The sequence below is a fragment of the Pedobacter sp. Leaf216 genome (assembly GCF_001421515.1).
Taxonomy (GTDB): domain Bacteria; phylum Bacteroidota; class Bacteroidia; order Sphingobacteriales; family Sphingobacteriaceae; genus Pedobacter.
The window spans coordinates 64,029-87,432 of the sequence record NZ_LMKM01000013.1; the positions used below are offsets into that span (position 1 = coordinate 64,029).

The 23,404-nt window shown below is 43.1% G+C and carries 26 protein-coding genes and 1 pseudogene; 10 read left to right on the forward strand and 17 right to left on the reverse strand.

Going from position 1 to position 23,404, the window contains the following annotated elements:
* Position 1: 1 nt before the first annotated feature.
* From ASE74_RS12935 to ASE74_RS12985, 12 genes are all read right to left on the reverse strand, one after another.
* Positions 2-742, reverse strand: coding sequence for a sulfite exporter TauE/SafE family protein (locus tag ASE74_RS12935; protein WP_055909689.1), 741 nt, complete (start codon positions 740-742; stop codon positions 2-4).
* Positions 743-745: 3 nt separating this feature from the next.
* Positions 746-991 (reverse strand): hypothetical protein, encoded by a 246-nt coding sequence (locus ASE74_RS25140; RefSeq protein ID WP_235526081.1) that lies wholly within the window; start codon positions 989-991, stop codon positions 746-748.
* Between the two features lie 84 nt (positions 992-1,075).
* Positions 1,076-1,924 (reverse strand): molybdopterin molybdotransferase MoeA, encoded by an 849-nt coding sequence (locus tag ASE74_RS12940; protein WP_235526082.1) that lies wholly within the window; start codon positions 1,922-1,924, stop codon positions 1,076-1,078.
* A 5-nt stretch (positions 1,925-1,929) separates the two neighbouring features.
* Entirely contained in the window at positions 1,930-2,910 is a 981-nt protein-coding gene (moaA, locus tag ASE74_RS12945) for a GTP 3',8-cyclase MoaA (RefSeq protein ID WP_055909693.1), read from the reverse strand.
* Position 2,911: 1 nt separating this feature from the next.
* On the reverse strand, positions 2,912-3,232 hold the full coding sequence (locus ASE74_RS25340) for an NTP transferase domain-containing protein (protein ID WP_082458768.1): 321 nt from the start codon (positions 3,230-3,232) through the stop codon (positions 2,912-2,914).
* Positions 3,183-3,497 carry an NTP transferase domain-containing protein gene (locus ASE74_RS25345; protein WP_055909699.1) on the reverse strand — a complete coding sequence of 105 codons (315 nt, stop codon included), beginning with the start codon at positions 3,495-3,497 and terminating at the stop codon, positions 3,183-3,185. Before ASE74_RS25345 ends, ASE74_RS25340 begins: the two co-directional genes overlap by 50 nt.
* Positions 3,494-4,606, reverse strand: a complete 1,113-nt coding sequence (locus tag ASE74_RS12960; protein ID WP_055909702.1) for an XdhC family protein — start codon at positions 4,604-4,606, stop codon at positions 3,494-3,496. Before ASE74_RS12960 ends, ASE74_RS25345 begins: the two co-directional genes overlap by 4 nt.
* Before the next feature lie 58 nt (positions 4,607-4,664).
* Positions 4,665-6,821: a molybdopterin cofactor-binding domain-containing protein gene (locus ASE74_RS12965; RefSeq protein WP_055909705.1), complete on the reverse strand. Its 2,157-nt coding sequence runs from the start codon at positions 6,819-6,821 to the stop codon at positions 4,665-4,667.
* Positions 6,822-6,845: 24 nt separating this feature from the next.
* Positions 6,846-7,478: a hypothetical protein gene (locus tag ASE74_RS12970; protein WP_055909708.1), complete on the reverse strand. Its 633-nt coding sequence runs from the start codon at positions 7,476-7,478 to the stop codon at positions 6,846-6,848.
* Positions 7,478-7,945, reverse strand: a complete 468-nt coding sequence (locus tag ASE74_RS12975) for a (2Fe-2S)-binding protein (RefSeq protein ID WP_055909711.1) — start codon at positions 7,943-7,945, stop codon at positions 7,478-7,480. The genes ASE74_RS12970 and ASE74_RS12975 overlap by 1 nt, the downstream gene beginning before the upstream one ends.
* 99 nt (positions 7,946-8,044) lie before the next feature.
* Positions 8,045-8,941, reverse strand: a complete 897-nt coding sequence (locus tag ASE74_RS12980) for an AraC family transcriptional regulator (protein ID WP_055909797.1) — start codon at positions 8,939-8,941, stop codon at positions 8,045-8,047.
* Positions 8,942-9,209: 268 nt separating this feature from the next.
* Positions 9,210-10,025 carry an AraC family transcriptional regulator gene (locus ASE74_RS12985; RefSeq protein WP_055909713.1) on the reverse strand — a complete coding sequence of 272 codons (816 nt, stop codon included), beginning with the start codon at positions 10,023-10,025 and terminating at the stop codon, positions 9,210-9,212.
* A gap of 119 nt (positions 10,026-10,144) precedes the next feature.
* On the opposite strand from ASE74_RS12985, the gene ASE74_RS12990 reads away from it, so the two are divergent.
* The 7 genes from ASE74_RS12990 to ASE74_RS24905 all read left to right on the forward strand — a co-directional run bounded on the left by ASE74_RS12990 (position 10,145) and on the right by ASE74_RS24905 (position 15,100).
* Entirely contained in the window at positions 10,145-10,705 is a 561-nt protein-coding gene (locus tag ASE74_RS12990) for a DapH/DapD/GlmU-related protein (protein ID WP_055909716.1), read from the forward strand.
* 1 nt (position 10,706) lies between these two features.
* Positions 10,707-11,777: an alpha/beta hydrolase gene (locus ASE74_RS12995; RefSeq protein WP_055909720.1), complete on the forward strand. Its 1,071-nt coding sequence runs from the start codon at positions 10,707-10,709 to the stop codon at positions 11,775-11,777.
* A 21-nt stretch (positions 11,778-11,798) separates the two neighbouring features.
* Positions 11,799-12,278, forward strand: coding sequence for a cupin domain-containing protein (locus tag ASE74_RS13000; protein WP_055909723.1), 480 nt, complete (start codon positions 11,799-11,801; stop codon positions 12,276-12,278).
* An 83-nt stretch (positions 12,279-12,361) separates the two neighbouring features.
* The gene (locus ASE74_RS13005; protein WP_055909800.1) at positions 12,362-13,108 is read left to right on the forward strand and encodes an SDR family oxidoreductase; all 747 of its coding nucleotides are present in this window, start codon (positions 12,362-12,364) and stop codon (positions 13,106-13,108) included.
* 142 nt (positions 13,109-13,250) lie between these two features.
* Positions 13,251-13,592: a cyclophilin-like fold protein gene (locus ASE74_RS13010; RefSeq protein ID WP_235526084.1), complete on the forward strand. Its 342-nt coding sequence runs from the start codon at positions 13,251-13,253 to the stop codon at positions 13,590-13,592.
* Positions 13,593-13,629: 37 nt separating this feature from the next.
* Complete coding sequence (locus ASE74_RS13015) at positions 13,630-14,031, forward strand: cupin domain-containing protein (protein ID WP_055909729.1); 402 nt, start codon at positions 13,630-13,632, stop codon at positions 14,029-14,031.
* A gap of 4 nt (positions 14,032-14,035) precedes the next feature.
* Positions 14,036-15,100, forward strand: coding sequence for a carboxymuconolactone decarboxylase family protein (locus ASE74_RS24905; protein ID WP_162235811.1), 1,065 nt, complete (start codon positions 14,036-14,038; stop codon positions 15,098-15,100).
* 1,094 nt (positions 15,101-16,194) lie between these two features.
* On the opposite strand, the gene ASE74_RS13030 is transcribed toward ASE74_RS24905, so the two are convergent.
* The 5 genes and pseudogenes from ASE74_RS13030 to ASE74_RS13050 all read right to left on the reverse strand — a co-directional run bounded on the left by ASE74_RS13030 (position 16,195) and on the right by ASE74_RS13050 (position 20,736).
* Complete coding sequence (locus ASE74_RS13030) at positions 16,195-17,091, reverse strand: AraC family transcriptional regulator (RefSeq protein ID WP_055909734.1); 897 nt, start codon at positions 17,089-17,091, stop codon at positions 16,195-16,197.
* A 59-nt stretch (positions 17,092-17,150) separates the two neighbouring features.
* Complete coding sequence (locus ASE74_RS13035) at positions 17,151-17,969, reverse strand: SDR family NAD(P)-dependent oxidoreductase (RefSeq protein WP_055909737.1); 819 nt, start codon at positions 17,967-17,969, stop codon at positions 17,151-17,153.
* 185 nt (positions 17,970-18,154) lie between these two features.
* Positions 18,155-19,474: pseudogene (locus ASE74_RS25150) on the reverse strand (NtaA/DmoA family FMN-dependent monooxygenase).
* A 52-nt stretch (positions 19,475-19,526) separates the two neighbouring features.
* Positions 19,527-20,276: an NADPH-dependent F420 reductase gene (locus tag ASE74_RS13045; RefSeq protein WP_055909740.1), complete on the reverse strand. Its 750-nt coding sequence runs from the start codon at positions 20,274-20,276 to the stop codon at positions 19,527-19,529.
* Positions 20,277-20,373: 97 nt separating this feature from the next.
* Positions 20,374-20,736, reverse strand: coding sequence for a helix-turn-helix domain-containing protein (locus ASE74_RS13050; RefSeq protein WP_055909743.1), 363 nt, complete (start codon positions 20,734-20,736; stop codon positions 20,374-20,376).
* 141 nt (positions 20,737-20,877) lie between these two features.
* On the opposite strand from ASE74_RS13050, the gene ASE74_RS13055 reads away from it, so the two are divergent.
* The 3 genes from ASE74_RS13055 to ASE74_RS13065 are packed head-to-tail and all read left to right on the forward strand — an operon-like array spanning position 20,878 to position 23,253.
* Positions 20,878-21,624 (forward strand): glucose 1-dehydrogenase, encoded by a 747-nt coding sequence (locus tag ASE74_RS13055; protein ID WP_055909744.1) that lies wholly within the window; start codon positions 20,878-20,880, stop codon positions 21,622-21,624.
* Positions 21,625-21,655: 31 nt separating this feature from the next.
* The gene (locus tag ASE74_RS13060; protein WP_055909753.1) at positions 21,656-22,501 is read left to right on the forward strand and encodes an NADPH-dependent F420 reductase; all 846 of its coding nucleotides are present in this window, start codon (positions 21,656-21,658) and stop codon (positions 22,499-22,501) included.
* The gene (locus tag ASE74_RS13065) at positions 22,498-23,253 is read left to right on the forward strand and encodes an NADPH-dependent F420 reductase (protein WP_055909757.1); all 756 of its coding nucleotides are present in this window, start codon (positions 22,498-22,500) and stop codon (positions 23,251-23,253) included. The genes ASE74_RS13060 and ASE74_RS13065 overlap by 4 nt, the downstream gene beginning before the upstream one ends.
* The last annotated feature ends 151 nt before the right edge of the window (positions 23,254-23,404 follow it).

The following is a 23,404-nucleotide window of genomic DNA, read 5'->3' on the forward strand; positions in this document are numbered from 1 at the left end:
TTTATGCATGTGTAAATAATAATTTATAAGCAGCTAAAGCAAGTACGCAGGCCAATACGTTTTTTAATACGGTTTGAGGGAACTTCAGCGCACCAAAATATGCACCGCAAATGCCGCCCAAAAATGCAATTCCCACATAGGCTAGCATGTCTGCATTGAACTGGAATCCCTTGATTAGCTGGCCTCCTAAACCGGATAATGAATTTACAAAAATAAAGGCAGCACTAATTGCTGCAGTTTGTTTTTGATCGGCCCATCTCAGTAATAATATTACGGGAGAGAGTATAATTCCCCCTCCAATACCAATCATTCCGGAGAGCAAACCTATAATACCACCAATAGCGAGGGAAAGTGGAATGTTCGATTTATTAAAATCTTTCGGGTCTGTATTTTTAAAAAAGAAGAACCGAATTACCGGTATAAGCAGCAATACCCCCAATATTTTTTTGTAAACCGCACTTTCAATTGCCATTGTGCCACCTAAAAAGGAGAGTGGAATAGAGGCAGCGGCAAAAGGCCAGAACATTTTCCATTTAAAATGTCCTCCTCTGTAAAATTGAATGAACGAGGTGGAAGAAACAAACAGATTTAATAAAAGAGCAGTCGGTTTCATAACGGCTGGCGAAACCGCAAAAATAGCCATTAAGGCTAAATAGCCACTTGCTCCTCCATGCCCTACCGAGGCGTACAGAAATGCAACAATAAATAATAAGATATAAAACAGTAAAAAACTTTCTTGCATTGATTATTGGCTTATAAGTAGAACATCAACACTTTCGCCCTGCGCAAAGGTTTGTTGCACTTCCTTTAAACAGATTAAACAATTCGACTGCGCAAAGGAACTTAAACGATAAGATTCCTGAGCATTTAACGGCGTTACCATACCATTTTCATAAATGCCTTTTAGAAAATGCGTAAGTCCTTTGGGTTTTTGATAGCTGGTATTCAATTGTGCCTTAATAGTTTTTAAAGCGTTCTTTTTGGCGGACATTCCTTTTAAAACCGGCAAAACATAATTGTAATAGCAGCTCAAAACCGAGGATGGATTACCAGGAAGCCCAAAAATGAGCTTATTTTATTTCGTGCCAAAAAATAGTGGTTTGCCGGGCTTCTGTTTTACTTTATGAAAAATTTGTTTAACTCCGCAATTTCTAGCTGCCTCGATAACAAAATCATAATCACCAACGCTTACGCCACCGGTCAATAGAACTAAGTCACAGCTATTCAATGCTTCTTTTAAAGTTGTGGTTAATTTTTCCAGCTCATCTACTACCCAAAAAACTTCGATATTTGTAATTCCCTGAATTTTCAATGCAGCGGTTAAGGAATACGAGTTCGATTCATAAACCTGACCGAAATCCAATGCCGCACCAAGCTCTTTCAATTCATTGCCCGTAAGGATAATAGCAAGTTTAGGCATCGGAAAAACATCAGCTTCAGTAATCCCGATTCCTGCTAAAAAACCGATTGCCGCCGCACTAAGTATTTCTCCCTTTTGCATTGCCAGTGCACCTGCCTTAATTTCTGATCCCTTTTCCCTCACATTATTTCCAGTTGATAGGCTAGGATCATTCAGAATAATTTTGTTTCCTGATTTTTCGATTTTCTCCTGCATCACAACTGTATCAGCACCATCAGCAAGTGGCGCACTGGTGAAGATGCGATTGGTTTCTCCATACCTTACTTCAAGGTATTGATTTGTTCCAGCTGCCATTTCACCAACTAAAATTAGTTCGGATAAATTTTTATCATAGCTAAATGCGTAGCCATCCATAGATGATTGCCGGAAAGCGGGAATGTCATAAATTGCAAGAATATCTTGCGCCAGTACGTGCCCGCAACGCTGGTTTAGTGGTAACCTTACAGGAGTAAGCAGATTAATATTTTGGGAAATGAGTTCTTGGGCTTGTTGTACAGTAATCATGTATCTTATCCTCCAATGGTAATCATACTTCGGTTTTTTATGGTTTCTGGGTCAAGATGCTCAAAGTCAGTAATCATTTGACCACCCAATTCTTTTTTCTTACTCATAATAGATGCCCTGATAAGCGGCAGAACTTCTTCTTTATTTCTAAGAGCAGAAAGCAAATCTGTTTCCCCGTTGGAAAACAGGCAATTTTTTAGCTTACCATCCGCAGTCAGGCGCATTCGGTTACATGTGCTGCAAAATGGTGCAGTCATGGTGCTGATAATTGCGAATGAACCTTCATGACCGGGAATTATAAAATGCTTTGCCGTATCATGAGGCATTCCTTCTACGGGCAAAACCGTAAAATCCTGTTCAATTCTAGATAAAATTTCCTGGAGGGAATACATTTTATTGCTGGTCCATCTATTCCCGCTAAAGGGCATAAACTCGATAAATCTGACCTGAATGGGGTTATGTTTTGTCCAGTTTATGAAGTCTTTTATTTCGCCATCATTCATACCCTTCATCACCACCATATTAATTTTAACCATGATTTTTTCCTGAAGCAGTAATTCTATATTACTGCGAACCTGATGGAAGACATCGCGGCGGGTAATAAGCATAAACTTTTCTGGCTGCAGGGTATCCAGACTAATATTGATGCTCTTTATTCCAGCTGCAACCAGCGTTGGCAACATTTCGGCAATTCTTGTTCCATTGGTGGTAATTACCAATTCTACGGGTAATTTACCAAGTTCTGTTATAATTTCTGCCGCATCTTTTCGTACCAGAGGCTCACCACCGGTAAGCCTAATTTTTTTTACGCCCTGTTCAACAAAAATTTTCGCCAGGGTTAAAATCTCATCAGGCTGCATTAAACGGGAGGCTAAGGTAAAATCGTATTCTTCTTCGGGCATGCAATAAAAGCATCGGAAGTTACAGTTATCGGTAAGGGATATCCGCAGATAATCATGCACGCGTCCAAAGGAATCCTTTATCATTTTAGTCAATTAAATTTTTATAATCTGTTTCGGTATCAATGTCGATGTCTCCCAATGCAAATTGAATTGTTGCCACATCGTTTATATGTTTGGCCATTAGGTGTTTCGCACCATGTCCACCTTCTAGCAAATCCAGTTCATCAAAATACTGCGTATTGAACAATGCTGGCTTGCCTATGGTTTCGGCATAACTACAGGCAATGATATTTTTACCTGTTTTAAGCTGCTGCTCATGCAATGAGTTAAAAATATCAGCAGTAACAAATGGTTGATCAGTAACAGTTACAATTACGTTTTCTATTTCTGGCTCGAGGCCAATAATTTTTTTTTAGGCCTACCTTAATACTGGCTGACATGCTATCCTGCCAATTATCGTTGACGGTATAATTAATGTTCATTTCTTTAATTGATGCCAAAATTTCATCAGCGTAGGCACCCAAAACCAAAACAATAGGGGCGAATGAAGTTTGTTCTGCTGCTGCTACGGTTTTCTCTAAAAGTGTATTTTCTTTAAACACAAGCAGTTGTTTGGGTTTTCCCAGTCTGCTACAATTGCCGGCTGCCAATATTATTATTCCTGTTTTCATGACATAGATTTTGTATGTACATGAATAGGCTGGTTTTTCTCTTTTAGTGACGATGCTGTTGCTCTGCTCAAAGAAGACTTAATTTCGGCGATAATTGAAATTGCAATTTCTTCTGCCGTCTCTGCACCAATATCCAGTCCAACTGGTCCATAAACACGAGAGCGGTTAGCTTCGGTATTCATGTCAAGCTTGTCCAACATTCTCAACAGTTTTTTCTTCGGTCCCAAGGCGCCAATATAGGGTACATCAGTTTGCAAAAGTAAGCCCAAAAACTCGGTATCGTAGTTATAGTTATGTGTTATCAAAACGATAGCAGTTTGAGCATCAATATTAAGCTGAGGTAATAGTTGAGCGGGTTTTGTAACCAGAGTTTTGGCATTTGGAAAACGTTGACGCGTTGCATGGGTTGGCCTTCCATCCGCGATTGTTACTTGCCAGCCCAATAAATGCGCAATGGTTGCCAGTGGCTGTGCATCGTTGCCAGCTCCAGCAATAACCAAAGCAATGGGAGGTTTGATAAACTCTATGAAACCATCGATCAACTCGTTTTCAAACTTATAGTTCTTAAGTTCAGACTCCTCGCTATCCAATACTTGCTGCACATCGGCTAAAATTTCTGATGTTATCGATGTTGGAAGATTACCTAATCGATTTTCACTTTTTATGATAGATCTTGTTCCAAGGTGGGTTTTAGATTCTAAAGAAAACAGCGTAATAATTACCGCATTTTCCCTTTCACCGTTTATTGATTCCAATATTTTGATTGGATTATTTTCATCTAAACCATCAATCGGTTCGAAAAGAATATGCACAATGCCGTTACAGCCTAACTGCACACCAAATTTTGCATCATCCTCATCTGTAGTATCGTAGGTTACCAGTCTATTTTCTTGCTGATGTATGGCCGAAAGAGCCTTTTTCAAGGCGTCGCCTTCCAAACAACCTCCACTTATCGCTCCGGTTAGTAATCCATCTTCGGTAATTAGCATCCTTGCACCCGGTCTGCGATATGACGAACCTTCGACCCTGACCACTGTTGCCAAGGCAGACCTTTGGCCCGCTTTTCTTGCTAGTTGATACGCTACTATAATATCGTTAATTTCTTTCATTCTATTTTTTCATAGCAGGAGTTTGCCAAATCCTGTTCCAATGATTTATAGAAAACCTTTACACGGCTTTTAGGTCAAAAGGAAGTTTTCGGATCCGTTTGCCCGTAAGATCAAATATGGCATTGGTAAGTGCTGGAGCGAACGCCGGAAGCCCTGGTTCCCCCACACCACCTGCATCGGCTTCATTTTCCATAATATAGACGTCTATCGGAGGGATGTCTGTGATCCGCGGCATCTTATAATCATAAAAATTTCGCTGCTGTACCAGTCCATCGCTGAACGTAATCTCATGAAGGGTTGCAGCTCCTAGGGCCATCACAATGCTTCCTTCCACTTGCGCCTTAATGATATCCGGATTTACATACCAGCCACAGTCCATTACTGCCCAAACTTGATCGATCTTGATTTTTCCATTTCCATCTTTCGATACCTTTACGATCTGCCCGACAGTGCTAGCAAAACATTCGGTAATGGCCACGCCAAATCCCTCATTCTTCTTTCTTTTTTTCCAGCCGGACACCTCTTCCATTCTATCGATCAGTTTTTGACTGCGTTCATCCTTCAGGTTCTCCCTTCTTAACGCCAGTGGATCCTTACCAGCTTTTAAAGCAAGTTCATCCATAAAACTTTCATAAGCAAAGCCATTGGTGGATGCATAAACCGAGCGCCACCACATCGTTGGCATAGGTGTTTCAAATTGAACCTCAGCAAAACTTATATTTTTGATGCTTTCGTAATAAGGCTTCAAAAATCCTTCAGAGGTGCTTCCATTCGCCTTGTTCGACTTCGTCCCTCTCATCCAGTGGTCGTTATTCTGTCCGCACATGCGAAACTTTAGCGCGGTTACCATCCCATTTTCTACTGCCCCCTGGCAGCGGTAAGAAATACCGGGCCTATGCGGACCTTGTGTGATATCGTCTTCCCTGGACCAGATTACCTGGATCGGAACGCCCATTTCCCTGGAAATGATCGCCGCCTCATGCGGATAGTCCATGAATGCCTTCCTTCCAAAGCCACCGCCAAGAAAGGTCATGTGCACAATAATTTTTTCCCTTGGCATCTTTAGTTCTGCACTGAGGTAGTCCTGGACCATATCGGGGGCCTGGATCGGCCCCCAAATTTCCAGTTTGTCAGCCTGATAGTGTGCAACGCAATTCACTGGTTCTATTGGAGTGTGCGATTGATAGGGCGTTTGATAAACTACATCAAGCGCATTTGCGCTTTGTGCAATTGTCTCATCCGGGTTTCCCTGTTTGCTAAGGAAAAGTCCTTCACTGGTTTTAAGCATTTCCATTTGTCTGCTGTAGATTAGCGGAGTGCTGATGTGTTCAAATCCAGTATCGTCCCATTCTACCTTCAGCGCTTTTTTACCCTGCATGGCTGCCCAGGTAGAGGTGGCGACTACGACCACGCCTTCGCGATAGGTTTTGAAAACCAGCATTTTTACCTTAAAGATCTTTTTTACGCCTGGCACCCTCATTGCAGCGGTATCATCAAAACTTTTTACAGTTCCGCGAAGTCTGGGGTTACGCTCCACTACTGCATACAGCATCCCCGGCAACGTTTTATCGATTCCGAATATAGCCGTTCCATTGGTCTTCATTGGAGTATCCAACCTTTTGAGCGGTTTACGGATGAGTTTATATTCGGAAGTTTTTTTGAGTACCACGTCCTTTGGAGCCGGCAGTTTTGTAGCTTCTTCCACAAGTTCCCCGTAGTGGAATTTCCTATTTGTGGGTTTGTGGAAAACGTGACCGGATTGGGCATAGCATTCCGCTTGTGGAACAGCCCATTTTGTTGCCGCAACAGAAATCAGCATTACCCTTGCCGTGGCGCTAAGCTTGAGCAGGTTTTTGTAGCTGCTTCGAATAGTTGAGCTTCCACCGGTAATCTGATTTCCATATTTTTTATGCCCTATTGCCGAAGCAACGTCTATATCTTTCAGATCCACTTCCAGTTCTTCAGCAATGATCTGGGGTACTGACTGATAAGAGCCCTGGCCCATTTCTGCCCGATGGTTGAATAGAGTAACCTTTCCGTTAATATTGATATGGATCCATGGGTTCATCTCGAAGTCAGCGGCAGCTGAACCACTGGTATTGACTATTGCTGCTTCCTCAGCGTTTGACGGGAAATAAAATCCCAGACATAGCGCCGTGCCGGCAAGGCCTGCTACCCTTAAAAAATCCCGTCTTGATACTTCGCTGTTGCTCATTTTATCTGTTTTTTAGGTTGACTTTTATTTCTTTGGTGCGTAGGCTCCAGTATTGAGCCAGATCAGCCACTGTTTTTTAAATTCTGCATGAGATAACGGAGGAAGCGTTCGTCCATCTCCTGGAGCCCAGCCCCATTTCACCAAATCATCGTCAGCGTGTGCTATCAACATTTTCATGTTTTTGTTCCCGTTCTGTGTAGGATCAACAAGCTGCTTGGCCAATTGACGTGCGGTTTTCCCTTGGAATACCATTTTCATGTTCGCAGGGGGCAGGTGCCAATTAGGATTTCCGGGAGGAGCATGTAGTCCCTTGGTATTTTCCGGCTGGTGGCAGTTCGTACATTTCATCGCTAGCAAGCCTTTTCCTTCAACGCCCCTTTTGGGGAACATGTCGTGGAGGTGGCTATCGTCACCCTGAAGTGGGATATCGCCGGAGGGGTGACAGTTCATGCAACGCGGGCTCATCAGGACACGGTAAACCTGCTGAAATGCCTTTACCGATGCGATGCTGTCCTTTTTCACCGGTGTTTTTAGTTGCGCTACAGGTTGCGGTTCATTTTCAAAACCGAAGGCCATGCAAATTACTAGTGTGCCAAGAATGAATGATACCACTAGGATCCTAGTGCCTTTAATATCACTTACGATTTTTCGTTTCATTATACGCCTCCTTTTTTTTGCATTTCTGCAGCCATGTGTATTGCCTGTCGGATGCGCGGATAAGTACCACAACGGCATAAATTTCCTGCCATTGCATTGTCTATATCTTCATCTGTAGGGTTTGGTTTTTCTTTCAGCAGAACGGCGGCGGACATGATCTGACCGGAATGGCAATAGCCACATTGGGGTACGCTTACCTCGTTCCATGCAAGCTGAAGCGGATGATCGTTATTTTCCGACAGTCCCTCGATCGTTGTGATCTGTTTTCCCTGGGCTCTTTTAAGCTTTGTGACGCAGGATCTTACGGCCTCACCATCGAGATGGACGACACAGGCTCCACATTGGGCAACCCCACATCCATATTTGGTGCCCGTAAGTCCAACAAGGTCACGAATGGCCCATAAGAGCGGCATTTCGGGATCCGCATCTATTTCATGGGCTTTTTGGTTAATGTTAAGTTTGATCATATAATTGGTCTTGTTTAGGATGTCCCGGTGGCTTTATTAGATCTTTATAATGTTTACAGCCAAAAATACTCTATCACTCCAGTCATTTTAGTCTTGTGATTAATTTAACGTCCTATACTCATTTGGTGTCAGTCCTGTTTTTTGCTTGAATAGCCTGGTAAAATGCTGTTGATACCTAAAGCCGAGCTCACAGGCTATTTGATTTAATTTTTTTGAGCTGTCGAAAAGTTGCGCTTTGGCCTGTTCGATCATTTTTGACTGGATGTAATCCATGGCGGTGTTGCCCGTTTCCCTTTTGATCAGGTCGCCGAAATAGTTGGGCGATAGGTGCAACTGGCCTGCGCAGTATGCCACACTAGGCAGTCCTAGCTGAGCGCCCTTTCCTGATCGGAAATAGTCCGTTAACAGGTTCTCAAAACGAACAAGAATATCCTTGTTTTCATTGCTGCGGGTAATAAACTGACGGTCATAAAAACGAATGCAGTAGTTTAACAACAGTTCGATATTTGAAACGATCAGCGTCTTGCTGTGCTTATCGATGTTCTGTTCTATTTCGGAGGAAATTTTTAGCAGTGATTCTATGATTATTTTTTTCTCCTTTTTTGAAAGGTGGAGGGCCTCGTTCACTTCATATGAAAAGAAGTTGTAGTCTTTAATTATTCTGCCTAAATGGGTTCCCTTCAACAGATCGGGATGAAAGACAAGACCGTAGCCGGAAGGCGTTACCGGAACGCCTCCGCTGTATATGCCATATACCTGTCCGGGCTGGATAAACACCATGGTTCCATCCTCATAGTCATAGGTCTGGCAGCCATAGGTCATATTACCACATTTTATGTTCTTGAAGAATACGGCATACACACCCATGTAGTGTTTATAATGAATAATCGTAGGAACCTCATTGAAATTTACCACACTAACCAAAGGGTGAAGGGTGTCCACGCCAGCATACTCATTATACTGGCGAACCGTGTCTAATCTTTTAACATCTTCCATTTCCTTTAACATTATACCGAATTTAACGAAATGAATCTGGATTGGCGAATGTTTACCCATAATCAGTAAAAATGGTAAATAAAAGAGTATTATGTGTAAAAATGAAACCGCACACGAATGGCCCGAGTTAGGAATAAAGTCTGTCTGCTGAGCCGGTGATTAATATCCTTTTCATTTGAATGAGTTGTACATCAAATATGTTGATCTGCTACAACTGGACATTATAGCCCCATCTCTACCCAATCGCTAAGAAACCTAATTTGTAACTTCATATTCGCTCCCGGTATTCCTTAGGCGTTACGCCAAGCAATTTTTTTACATACCGGCTAAAGAACGAGCGGCTCGAAAAATCCATTTGATCTGCAATTTCTGAGATATTCAGCTGCTTGTTTTGTAACAGGATAATAATCCGTTCCTTTGCGTTACGCTGTATCCATTCTGAGGCGGTAATCCGGGTATTGGCCTTGCAAATGTAATTGAGGTACTTGGGCGTGATATTCAGCTTTTCGCTATAAAACCGAACCTCCCGCTCCCTCATACAATTTTCTCGCACCAATTGTACGAACTGCTCATACAAGGTACCGCTTTGCAAACTTCGTTTTTTTCTGTCGAGCTCGTCCTCAAAAATGTGCCACATCTCCAATAGGAAAATCTGCATTTGAAGTTTAAGTGCTTCCTTATAAAACCGATGGCCTGTTTCCTGCGACATATCATACAGCAACTGAAAATTTTTCAGGATCTTCTCCTTATCTTTTTCATCCGGATGCAAGATCGGATATTCCTTGGAATGTATAATGCTATCTATGCTCGCCGTGGCACTGGGCAAACTTGCGGTAAGCAGTTCGCTGTCGACAAACAAGACCGTGGCCTTAAAATTTTTTGAAAAAGACAGGTCTGATACATTGATACCCGCCAGCCAAAAAATAAATTCGCCCTTTTTACTTTGATATTGGTGGTCATTAAAGACAAATTTCACGCTACCGCGCTGACAATATATATGGGTATGAAACCGGATACTATAATCCGCTGGGAATTCACTTCCCGATACTACCTTGTAGAGCATAACTTTTTGATTTGCTGCCATATTAGGTAAAAGTAAAACAATTAATTAATAATAAGTAATATTTGACATTACTTGCGAAATAAATGTAACATAAGACCTTTGAAATCCTTTTATCTTTGTTGAAAATAAAAATCAGGTCAATGAGCACAGAGAACATTTTCGAGAGGTTACGCAATGGAGAAACCATTTCACCGAACGATCCGGAAGCATACAGAATGCGGGAAGAATCGTTTGCGACCAAGAAACTTTTGGTCCAAATGAATAGCACCCCAGATCCAGATGAAATAAGAAACTATTTAAGCCAAATAACGCATACGGAAATTGATGAAAGTGTTGTGGTATTTACGCCTTTGCACATCAATTACGGAAAGCACACGAAAATTGGTAAAAATGTCTTCATCAATTTCGATTGTGTTTTTTTGGACCTGGGCGGAATTACCATTGAGGACAATGTATTTATTGCTCCGAAAGTGAGCCTGTTATCCGAAGGGCATCCAACTTCACTAGAAGACCGCCATTCATTGGTTCCAAAAGCCATCCACATCAAAAAAAATGCTTGGATCGGTGCGGGGGCAACGATACTTCCTGGAGTGACCATTGGAGAAAATGCCGTGGTTGCCGCTGGAGCAGTTGTTTCCAGTGACGTTGCCCCGAATACAATTGTCGGAGGAGTTCCGGCAAAATTCATCAAAAACATTTAACATGAAAAAATCAATTTTTATCACGCTCACGGCTGTGCTTTTATATGCTACAGCAAATGCACAATCGACATCAAACAATGTACAGATGAAAGAAATATCAGCTAAAGAATATACCACTTTTAAGGTCAGTGACAAGGTCGCCCTGTATGCGGTTAGTTTCAAAAACCAATATAACCTGCAGGTCGCGGGACATCTTTTCATTCCCAGGAACATGGATAGGGAAGCAAAGAACGCAGCAATCGTCGTTGGCCACCCGATGGGCGCAGTAAAGGAACAGAGTGCGGATGTGTATGCCTCGAATATGGCGGACAGGGGCTTCATAGCCCTGGCAATCGATCTTTCTTTTTGGGGCGAAAGTGAAGGTTCACCACGCAATGCCGTACTTCCGGATATGTATGCCGAAGATTTCAGTGCTGCTGTGGATTTCCTTGGTACCCGAGAATTTGTTGACAGGGAGCGGATAGGCGTGCTAGGTGTATGCGGAAGCGGCAGCTTCGTGATCAGTGCGGCCAAGATCGACCCAAGGATGAAGGCAATTGCAACGGTGAGCATGTACGACATGGGCTCGGCCAACCGCAATGCACTTAACCATTCTTTGAGCCTTGAACAAAGAAAAAAAAATCAGGCTGAAGCAGTCGAGCAACGATATGCCGAATTTTTGGGTGGCGAGACTAAATATACGGGAGGCACTACCCACGAGCTGGATGCAAACACCGATCCGATACAGCGCGAGTTCTATGAGTTCTATCGCACGCCAAGAGGGGAATATACGCCTAAAGGTGGCTCGCCGAAAACGACCACACATCCTACGTTGAGCAGTAATACAAAGTTCAATAACTTTTATCCGTTCAACGACATTGAAACCATTTCTCCCCGTCCGATGTTGTTCATTACCGGAGACAAGGCACACTCAAGGGAATTCAGCGAAGATGCTTACAAACGTGCAGGGCAGCCAAAAGAACTGGTCATTGTTCCAAATGCCGGCCATGTTGACCTTTATGACAAGACCGACCTGATTCCGTTCGACAAGTTGGAATCCTTTTTCACCAAACAACTGAAAGACCAGAAATAGTCAGACCCAATATTATAACATATGAAAGTATTAACAATAACCGCAATTGCTACATTGATGCTTTTTAGTATTGCTGGAAGAGCTCAAAGCAATAAAAAGGCTGATCAGACACCAAATTTTATTTTTCCCAAAGGCACACCTGGGCCAACTGAAAATTTCACAGGAAAGGCCTGGAATGTTGGGCTGGTAGAGAATGATTCGGTTTATAACACCGTTGTCGGTAACGTATATTTCGAGGCTGGAGCAAGAAGCAACTGGCACAAACATCCCTCGGGCCAAATCCTGATCATCACCGATGGTACTGGATACCATCAGATTAAAGGTAAGCCAAAACAATTCCTTAAAAAAGGAGATATTGTAAAATGCCCGCCCAATGTAGAGCACTGGCATGGGGCAAGTCCCGATACGGGAATGCTGCAGATGTACATACTTCCCAAAACTGAAAAGGGGATCGTGAGCTGGCTGATGAAAGTTACAGATGAAGAATATTCGAAAAATTAAATTTATAGAAGTCTTGCTTATCAGCCGCTTACGATTTGAGCGCAATCGTAGTCAGAAAAAAAATTATTAAAAATTATAAAACCTTGGAAAATAATATAAGAGATAAAGTAATTGTCATCACCGGGGCAAGCAGTGGGCTTGGCGAGGCTGCCTCAAAGTACCTTGCCCAGCTCGGTGCAACAGTGGTATTGGGCGCCAGAAGGGGTGAAAGGATCAAACATCTGGCAATGGAGATTAACTCAAATGGTGGAAAAGCGCTGGCGGTGACCGTAGATGTGACCAAGCGGGAAGAGGTAAAAGGACTGGTCGATTCGGCGGTGAAAGAATTTAGTCGGGTGGATGTGATCCTGAATAATGCCGGCATCATGCCGTTGTCCCCAATGGACCGGCTTAATGTGGACGAATGGGATAAGATGATCGATGTGAACATCAAAGGAGTGCTCAATGGTGTTGCCGCCGTACTCCCTTATATGAAGGAGCAAAAATCAGGTCAGATTATCAATATTTCTTCTGTCGCAGGGCATAAAATATTCACTGGTTCGGCTGTTTATTCAGCAACTAAATTTGCCGTTCGTGCCTTGACAGAAGGATTACGGATGGAGCTAAAGCCATATAATATCCGAACAATGATCGTTTGTCCGGGTGCCGTAAAGACTGAGCTGTTGGAGCATATCACCGAGGAGGATATCCAACAGGCAAATCAAGACTATGTGGGATCAGTTGGCATCAGCCCGGATTCGTTTGGCCGTGTGGTTGCCTTTGCGATCAGCCAGCCAGAAGATGTAGATATCAATGAAATTATCTTCCGTCCAACATCCCAAGAACTGTAAGATGAAACATTTGTTTATAACCCTTATGATACTAATTTCCTTATCTTTAAGTATGTCAAGCTGTGGGAAAGAAAACAGTCAAGAAATAACATCAGAAAATGGAAATAATATCGGAGACCCGAATAATATAACAGGGAGTAAAATGAAGATAACGATAGGCACCGCCGTGTTTACAGCCACATTGAATACCAATACCGCGGGAAATGCCTTCAAGGCCAAATTGCCACTTACCTTGAATATGACCGAGCTGAATGACAATGAAAAATATTTCGATCTTTCTGCAGCATTGCCGGCAAATGCCTCAAACCCTGGAACGATTCAAACCGGAGACTTGTTGCTATACGGTTCCAATACGCTGGTTCTTTTTTATAAAACGTTTTCTACTTCCTATAATTATACAAGGATTGCAAAAGTGGATAACCCTACTGGCCTTTCTGCAGCATTGGGTTCTGGCAATGTAACAGTAAAATTTGAACTGCAATAGCTTACATCATTGAATAAATCTTTTAAATTTTACAATAATGGAGACAAGAGAAATATTCCCATTGGGCGAACCGTTATCTAAGCATTGGTTTATAGGAAAAGCATATTTATATCCACTAGTTGCAAGGGACAACAATAATTGTTTTTCCGCTGGTACCGTGACCTTTGAACCAGGGGCAAGAACCAATTGGCATACCCATCCAAAAGGACAGGTACTGATTGTTATTGAAGGCAACGGTTTTTATCAGGAACAAGGCAAAATTGCACAGCCGATAAAAAAAGGTGATGTAGTAAATATTCCAGAAAATGTGATACACTGGCATGGGGCATCGGCTCTTGGCAAAATGGTTCACATCACCATTACCAATTACAGTGGGGATGAAAATGTGACCTGGCTCAATCCAGTAACAGACGAGGAATTTTATGAGGTAAATCAATAACATTATGGAAAAGCATAGCATTATCAAATGGGTGATTTGCCTGACCTTAATCATAAGCAGTAAAACAATGAACGCACAAATTGAAACTGGCACTAGTGGTCCGTTAAGTCAGCCACAAAAAAGTCTGGTGGCTATATCATCACTTACCGCGACGGGCGATATGGCAAACCTTAAGGTACAGTTAAACACTGCACTTGATGCAGGGCTTACCGTCAATGAAATCAAGGAAGTTTTAGTACAACTTTATGCCTATTGCGGGTTTCCCAGAAGCCTGAATGCGATTAATGTTTATATGAAGGTAATCGAAGAACGGAAATCCAGAGCCATCAGTGATAAAGAGGGAAAGAAAATTAGTTTAGAGCGCAGTTCGGGGGACAATTATGAACGGGGAAGAAAGGTTCTGGAAACGCTAACAAGTATGCCCCAAGCTAAGCCGGCACGAGGATTTGGTGAATTCGCTCCAAGGATTGATGCCTTTTTGAAGGAACATTTATTTGCCGATGTTTTCCAGAGTGATGTGCTGACCTATCAGCAAAGAGAACTGGTAACTATTTCTGCCCTGGCCGCGATGCAGGGTGTGGAGTCGCAATTACAGTCCCACGTAAAATTTGGAATGAATACCGGGATTACGCTAACGCAGTTGGCAGAAATTGCAAAAATGATAGAGAAGCATGTTAGCAGAACACAGGCAAATTCACTGAGAAATGTCCTATCGATTACTACCACGCCAATTGACGATGAGGATATGATGGTACGTATTTCTGAAATTGAAATCCTGCCGGAGTACCTGCAGGAATATAACGCTATCTTAAAAGAAGAGGCGTCAGCTTCTGTAAAGCTAGAGCCCGGTGTGATTGCAATTTTTCCAATGTTCCAAAAAGAAACAGTCACCGAGATTAGAATAATTGAGATTTATGCTAACAAAGCTGCTTATCAATCGCATCTTAATACCCAGCACTTCCTACATTACAAGACTGCAACGCTAAAAATGGTCAAAACATTAAAACTGGTGGATATGGTTAGCATGGATAAGCAAACTATGCAGGAAATTTTCAAAAAATTAAATTAATTGTGCGAGGGTTATAAAATAAGGATTGTTAAACATAAGGTTGTTGCCATATAGTGAGCAAACCAATTCAGTTGACCCCATTGCCACAACTTCTAATTATTTGAAAGTGCTCTTAAAATAGTGTGTTATAATAAATCTATTATTGGCGAGACGGGGTCAATTGACCACGGTTTACCCACATAACGATTTGTTAGTTCGAACCATAAATATCTGTAAGCCAGGGCTTAAAATAACTTTCGGCTGTTGGGTTAAACCAAGCAGGATCGAACTAGTAATTACTTCATTTTCAGGCAATAATGCATTTATGCGTTTTTTTTTTGCTTTTCTTGGGAAACCATCATAAAAAGAAAAAGCCTTGAATTTGAGCTTCTTTCGAGGAAAGAGTTCGAACTTCAAGGCTTTTTGCCGTTTTAGTAGAGTCAATCCGCGGAAGTTCGACCCTCTTCGAGCATTGTGAAGCAGTTGTTAATTTTGAAAAAACTTTAAAAAATAAGATTGAAGGGCAGTATCGAAGAAAGAAAAGTTATGAAAAAACTTACAAGTAAACTAAGGGAAAAATGGTCAGCTAAGGGATTCTGTTCTTCTGTCAAGTCCAAAACGATTATCGTATAATACCTAAACAATTTTCCTTGCTCGCATTGTTATCCTGAGCGCAGTCGACTTAAGTAGATTGACACTGCGGGTAATCAATATAACGAGTAAAGACGCAAAATTTAAACCATACTCAAGATCCCAGTTATTAATACTTATATTCTAGTAACTGGGATCTGTTTCCCCTAATTAAGGTTGATAGGGAAAAATGTTTTTTTAGAATAAAATATTTTGCGCTAGCTCTACTGATGGAAAAATATCTGTGGTAATCATCTCCTAACCAAAACAATCGTTACTAAAAGCAAGGGTTCTCGGAATAAAAATAATGGCACTATGTTTACCACGAATTTCATGTTGCAAACATTAACGAATTTTATTGATCTATAACGTTTTATGTTAAAAATTAGCTTTTTTTCAAAAGGAGATTAATTACAGCCGAAGGCTTATTTAAAGTCTATCAAATGTTTGACATTTTAAACTGTTTTAAATAATGTTGACGGCTTTTAATTCAAAAATTGGTCTTTGAATTGATTCGGTGAAGTACCCACTTCTTTTTTGAACAGGCGAGAAAAATAAGTGGTGTTCTCAAAACCAAGTAGATGCGAGATCTCCGAGACATTCAGATCGCCTTCAGCCAATAGGTTTTTCGCTTCTCCTATCAGAAAAAGATGGATCAGTTCCAGTGCCGTTTTACCTGTTTCTCCCTTCAACAGATCGGTTAGGTAACGGGGAGATATATGCAGTTTTTCTGCCATTAGCGCAACAGTGGGAAGGCCAGTTTCCTTGGTTTCCCGCTCCTGGAAATTAGCCGTAAGCAGCTCTTGGAACTTTGTAAGTGTTGACCCTGATAGTTGCGAACGATTTATAAATTGCCTTTTATAAAAACGCTGTGCATATTTGAGCATGGCGTCAAGATGGCTGATAATGATGGCCTTGCTCAGCTCGTCGGTATTGTTGTTATATTCTTTTTCTATGCTGAAGTAGAGGTTCCAGATGATGTCTTCCTCTGCGGGTGAAAGGTGCAAGGCCTCATTCACCTCATAATCGAAATAGCCGTATTTTTTAATTTCATGGTAAAGGCTGGTTCCGGGCAGGAAGTCTTCGTGGATCATGATCAGAAAGCCTTTCTCTTCCAATTCGACATTTTTAAAGGAAACTTTCTGGCGGGGCCTTACAAAAGACATCGAGCCACGGTCGTGGTCATATTTTGTTTTTCCATACTGCATACTGCCAGCTCTTAGCTTTTTAAACCCTATAACGTAAAATTCCGGGGAAAATTCGATTATACTGTTGCCATCACAAGCTTCCCGCTCACCGTAGGCCACGCTAAAAAGTGGATGTTCCGGAGGTTTTACGCCAAGCGCTTCGTGCAGCTCGCTAATTTTTTTGAAATGATCCATATCTAGCTTTCATAAAAGCAGGATTCGGTAAATCCAAACCCTGCAAAGTTAAACTTCTGTTAGCCATGGGCTGCGACAGAAACATCCTGCCATGATTCCCATGTCTTTAAGCGCTCTTCGTAAGTATATTTTACCCAAGGTAATGTTGTTTTGCCCAATAACAGCCTTAACGGGGGATTATCCGTATCCACCAGTTTTAGGATCGCTCCAACGGTTGCCGTAGGTTTGCCCGAGTCCTGTTCTGTGGCATGCTTATAAAAGTCCATCCTGATGTCATCGTAAGCAGCTGTTGGCTCGCTTGATGCAAGGGAATTGGTGCCGAAGAAATCCGTTGAGAAACCACCCGGTTCCAGTATGGTTACCTTAATGCCAAAACCGCCCACTTCGCCAGCCAGCGTTTCTGTAAGGCCTTCGATTGCGAACTTTGATGCACTGTACAAGCCCATCAAGGATACCGTATTAAGGCCAAGCGCACTCGAAAGCTGAATGATGTGCCCCGATTTCTGCTCCCGCATGATCGGCAAGACCGCCTGCATGGTCCATAACGAACCCAGTACATTTGTTTCAAATTGTTTCCTGACATCCTGCTCGCTCAACTCTTCTACAGCTCCTACATGTCCGAAGCCAGCGTTATTTATCAGTACGTCTATGCGGCCAAAGTGTGCCTTTGCAGTTTGCATCGATTCAAAGCTCATCTCTTTATCGGTTACATCAAGTTCCAGGACCAATAGATTTGATGGAAATTCCTTTATAAGGTCTTCCAGTGCATAGGGATTACGGACAGCTGCAACTACGTTGTCTCCGCGTTTTAGGAACGCTTCTGTCCAGATACTGCCAAATCCGCGGGATGCGCCTGTTATAAAAATTGTCTTTGCCATTATGTTATATTTTAGTAATTGATAATGACAAAGTTCGGTCAATCATTCAGTGCTATAGTGATACAAAAGTAGGCAATAATGGAACGTTTTTACGTTGCCTTTACGTTATGAAAGGCTTTTTATTCTCATATTCTACGGAATATTTCCTTTTAGGAACCATTCATTGGGAGTATACTCTGCAAGCTTTAAACACGCGGATCGGTTCCATATTGGTCAGGTGCACCAAGATGTTCTCGGAGGGTTTTGCCTTCATATTCCTGATGAAATAATCCCCGTTTTTGCAGGATCGGGACCACTTCATTTACAAAAGCGTCTATTCCATCTGAATCAACATCGGGTGAGATCCAGAATCCATCAGCTGCCCCGGCCTCAAACCATGGCTGCATGTGGTCTGATGCCTCAACGCCTGGGCCTACGATCACAGGATGATAGTCTATCACGCCATGGGCAAGGATATCACGTAAACTCCAGCCTTCTTTCGCAATTTTTAGCGCATGTGATGATCGCGGGTCGTATCGTGAAGGGCGTGCAAGGTCTAATTTCGCCTTTGGGATTGGTTCATTTATATGATTAATAGCCAGAGGTATTCCCAGCATTTGTTGCAGGTAGGCAATCCTTTGTGGAAACAGATGTTCGGTCATCTGAATACGACGATCGAGTGCTGTGCGCCTATCCTTGGCAATCGTGGTCATCAAGCCTGGAATGTATTTGATCTCGTCGGCATCGCGTCCATAACGTTCTGCCGCAACCCTGAACGCATTGCGTTGTGCCTTCGCGTCTTCAATTGTAAAAGCGGAGCCAATCACGGCGCTAGCAAACCGCCCGGCCAGTTCATGCGCATTTGGACTGCCGCCGGCGTGGAATATAATCGGCTGTCCCTGCTATGAGGGTGGGATATAAAGAGGGCCCCTTGAGCCTGCAAACTTTCCCTGTAGATTAATTGGCGCAATCTGGTCTTTGTGTGCAAATATTCCTGTTTCCTGGTTGTGCACCCAAGCTTCTTTTCCCCAACTGCCCCAAAGTGCCTGGATGATCTGAATGACCTCATGGGCACGGCCGTATCGTTCCTCGCTCGATGGGATACTTTTTCCGTAATTAGCCGCAACATCATCGCCACTTGAAGTGATTGCGTTCCAACCCGCCCTGCCGTGGCTCATGATATCCAGCGCCTTAAACTGCCTTGCTAAGTTGAAAGGTTCATTAAAGGTGGTCGAGCCAGTGGCAACCAGCCCAATATATTCCGTTTCCCTCGCAACTGCGGCCAGGGTCATCATTACATCGAGGTTGAAGTTGGGCGATTCGGTACCAATATCGGCCATGATCGCTCCCGGACCATCCGGCAGGAATATAAACTGGAACTTTCCACGCTCTGCCGCCTGGGCTTGTTTTACCCTTGCATCAAAACTCGTATAACTTTTGGGGTCAACTCCAGGCATACGCCATGCGCCGGGCTGGGAACCATATCCGTTTCCCAGGTGCAGGCCAATCAGCATCTGTCTTTCCATATTAAAATTTTATCTGTTTTTTATTTTTGGGGACCTAAGTTGCGTTTGACCCTTACATGTACAACGTACGGTTAATACGAAGGATGAAATCCCAGTCGGCATTTTTATTGGAGATGCCATTCATCCGTTCTGTGATGATCTGAACCGAAAAATCCCTGCGTTTGGGCAAACGCTCTTTTTCTGCGGTATCAATCACTTTTGATAATTCCTCTATGGTAAGATCGGTACAGTATGCAGGTGCTCCTGGTTGCTGCCTCCAGGAATTTTCTAGGGAGCCTGTGTAAAAGGCATCGAATCCGGTATCCTCTACCAACCGCTTGGTAATCTCCCGATCAATTTCGCGGTCGGCGGCTATGGGAATGGCAATACGGCCTGGTTCTCCGGCAGGTCTGCCATTTGCGGCAAGAGAATATGCCAAGACTGCATTCCATGCTTTGGCAATGGGACGTCCGAGCTGTTCTTGAACCCATAGACTTTCAACTTGACCTGCTTCTAGACGCTCAATTCTGCTGTCGCGTGCAGGTATGTAGTTAGAGGTATCGATTACTGTTACACTTTGCTGCACCTCTGCAAATAGCGGTGCAACCTTAGTGATCTGGTCTAAGGGAGTAGACAAAATGATTACATCCTTATCCTGTGCTGCCTGTTGCGCCGTTACTGCCACAGCTCCGGTGGCAAGGACTTCTTTATCCATATTCTCCGGCGACCTGGAATTTGCTACCGTCACCTCATGTCCGGCTTTTGCCAGCTTTAGCGCCAATGTCTTCCCGATGTATCCTGTACCTATTATTCCAATTTTCATACACTTAAATTTAAATAAAGTCGTGATGCAAAGTTAGTCGCGAATGGCTATACTTTATATAGTGCTTTCCCAAAGGAAAGTAAGATAATTGATGCCTCTAGGAATTAAGCCCACATTTATCGGTAACAAATGTTCTGTGGTTTACTCCCCAATCTTTCAGTGAATATATGATTGGGGTTAAGGTATCGGCATAACTTTCCAGAGTATATAGAATCTTAACAGGGTAGTCGCCCACAACAGAGCGTTTTAAAAGTCTATGTTGTTCGAGTTCCCTGAGTTCCTTGGCCAACACCTTTGGAGTTATTCCGGGGATGCTTTGCTGTATGTCCGTAAATCGGTCGTTGCCCACACCAACCGAGATAATGATCGGAAGTTTCCATTTACCGCTGATCACATCGAGTGCATCCCTAACTGGTTTAATTGTATTCAAACAATCACAGTGTTCCTTTTTTTTAGCCATTGTCTTTGTATTATTTCACTTTCCTTTGGGAAAGTAGTATACAAAGGAAAGCAATATCTGATAACTTTGCAATAGTTATTTAATTGGCTGATTGCTATTGTTAGTGAAGCGATCTATTTATTGACTACCAAAAAATATCATATGAAAAGACTCGAAGGAAAGGTGGCCATCATTACAGGTGCCGCAAGGGGAATGGGCGAGGCCCATGCACGATTGTTCGCCCAGGAAGGGGCCAAGCTGATACTGAGCGACGTACTGGAACAAGAAGGAAAACTGCTCGCTGATGAGCTTGGAGAGAACGTCATATTCCTAAAGCATGATGTGACCAACCAGGAACAGTGGGAAGAAGTACTTAAGGTTGCAGAGGAAAAATTTGGACCGGTAACCGTTCTTGTGAACAATGCCGGCATTACGGGAGCCTTTGCCAATGTTGCCGAACTGGATTATCAGGAATATAAAAAAGTTATGGCCATCAATGCAGATGGGACATTCCTGGGCATGAAAACCGTAATCCCTTCCATGCTGAAAGCTGGGAAAGGCTCGATCGTAAATATCTCTTCGGTCTCAGGACTGCAGGTGGCGCCCGGCTCACCCAATGCAGCTTATGTGGGTAGCAAGTTTGCCGTAACAGGCCTTACAAAAATGGCTGCACTGGAATATGCAACCAGAAACATTCGTGTTAACTCGGTGCATCCTGGCGGGGTAAGGACAAATATTGTTCCTGATATAAGTGTTTTTGATGATCCGAAGCTGCTTGAGCCCACACCGATGGGGCGGTTTGCCGAGCCAGTAGAAATTTCCCATCTGGTATTGTTTCTGGCATCGGATGAGGCATCTTACCTGACAGCTGCCGAATATAAGGTAGATGGTGGCATGACGGCCAAGTAATGTGATTATATGAGAAGTTAAAAGATAAGAAATGAAGATAGGAATAATCGGTGCTGGCCTAATTGGCCAGACACTGGCCAAAAAGTTTAGTGCCTGTGGGCACCAGCTAGAGCTAGCCGACCGTAAAGGAAAAGTAGCAATTCAGGCTGTGGCCGATCCAGCAGGAGCAGAGGCCGTAGAGGTAGGCGAAGTTGTGCAGGATATTGATGTCCTGATCGTATCAATCCCCTTGGTCAATATACCAGACCTTGTTGAAACCCTTAAAGGGAAAATAGCTTCCTCAACAATCATAGTGGAGACCACTAATTACTGGCCACACCGGGATGGGAATATTGAGGCTATTGATAAAGGCATGGTTAACAGTGTCTGGGTGCAGCAACAGTTTGGAAGACCTGTTATCAAGGCATTCAGTAATATCGCTGCCTATAGCATGGCTACAGAAGGCAAGGCCTCGGGAACTGCCGGCAGGATCGCCCTGGCTGTTTCGGGCGACGTTCAACAGGCTGTTGATGTGGTGAGGGGATTGGTGGATGAAGCCGGGTTTGATGCGCTGGATGCCGGACAACTCGAAGATTCCTGGCGTCAGCAAGCTTGTGGCCCTGCGTACTGTACAGACCTGACCTTAACGGAACTTATAGATGCACGCAAAAAGGCAAAGAAAGAGGAGCTGAGAGAAAAGCAGGAACGGGCCTTTGGAAAGATGAAGGAACTTGACGACAGCTATTTCAATAACGTAGTGCTGGGCAATTATCCTGATGGCTTTGTAGACCACGCAGTTGATATTAACCGGGCAATCAACCAGCTTCCGCCAAGAAAAAACTACAATAAGATCTATAGTATAATTGAAGAAAAATCACATTTAAATATCAAAAAATGAAAATAGGAATTATAGGAACAGGTGCCATTGGAGGCACAATAGCAAAAAAGATGGTGGCAGCAGGGCATCAGGTTTCGGTAAGCAATTCGGGCGAATTCGATGAACTGGAAAAGAAGGCAAGTGAACTCGGAGCATCGGCTGCAACAGTAGGTGATCTAGTTAAGGATGTGGATGTAGTCATATTATCGGTACCCACCATAGCCATTCCGAGACTGCCAAAAAACTTGTTTGACCAGGTGCCAAAAGATACCATTGTAGTGGATACTTCCAACTACTATCCCTTCCGGGATGCTGACATTGATGAAATCAAGAAAGGTAAGGTAGAGAGCGTATGGGTTGCCGAACAAATCGGCCGTCCAGTAGTTAAGGCGTTCAATAATCTGCTGGCAGAAACCCTGGTGGCGAAAGGAAGACCGGAAGGCGCACCAGATCGTATTGCGATGGCGATTTCAGGCGATGAGGTAAAGGACAAAGCAATTATATCCAGGCTCGTAAATGAAGCAGGCTTTGATGTTGTTGATGCCGGTGATCTGGAAAACTCATGGAGGCATCAGCCAGGAACTCCGGCCTATTGCACAGAATTAAATGCAGGGGAGCTTGAACGGGCACTCCAGGACGGCATAAGGGCAGTAGCGCCTCAGATCAGGGACTCGGTGATTAAATTATTTTCGGAACGCACCAGTCAGCCCTCGCATGAGGAGATAGTTGAATATAATCGTTCGCTATTTCCTAAAAATCCAAAAACAAGTTAACAACCGCTGTCCTTCCATTGTCTAGAGACAGAACTTTCAAAAGATATAAATACGAATTAATCTCAATAGCCGTCACCTTGCACTATTGAGATTATTCTTTTCTAGCTGTGACCACGTTCGTATAGGCCTCTCCCATGATAAGGTGGATTTT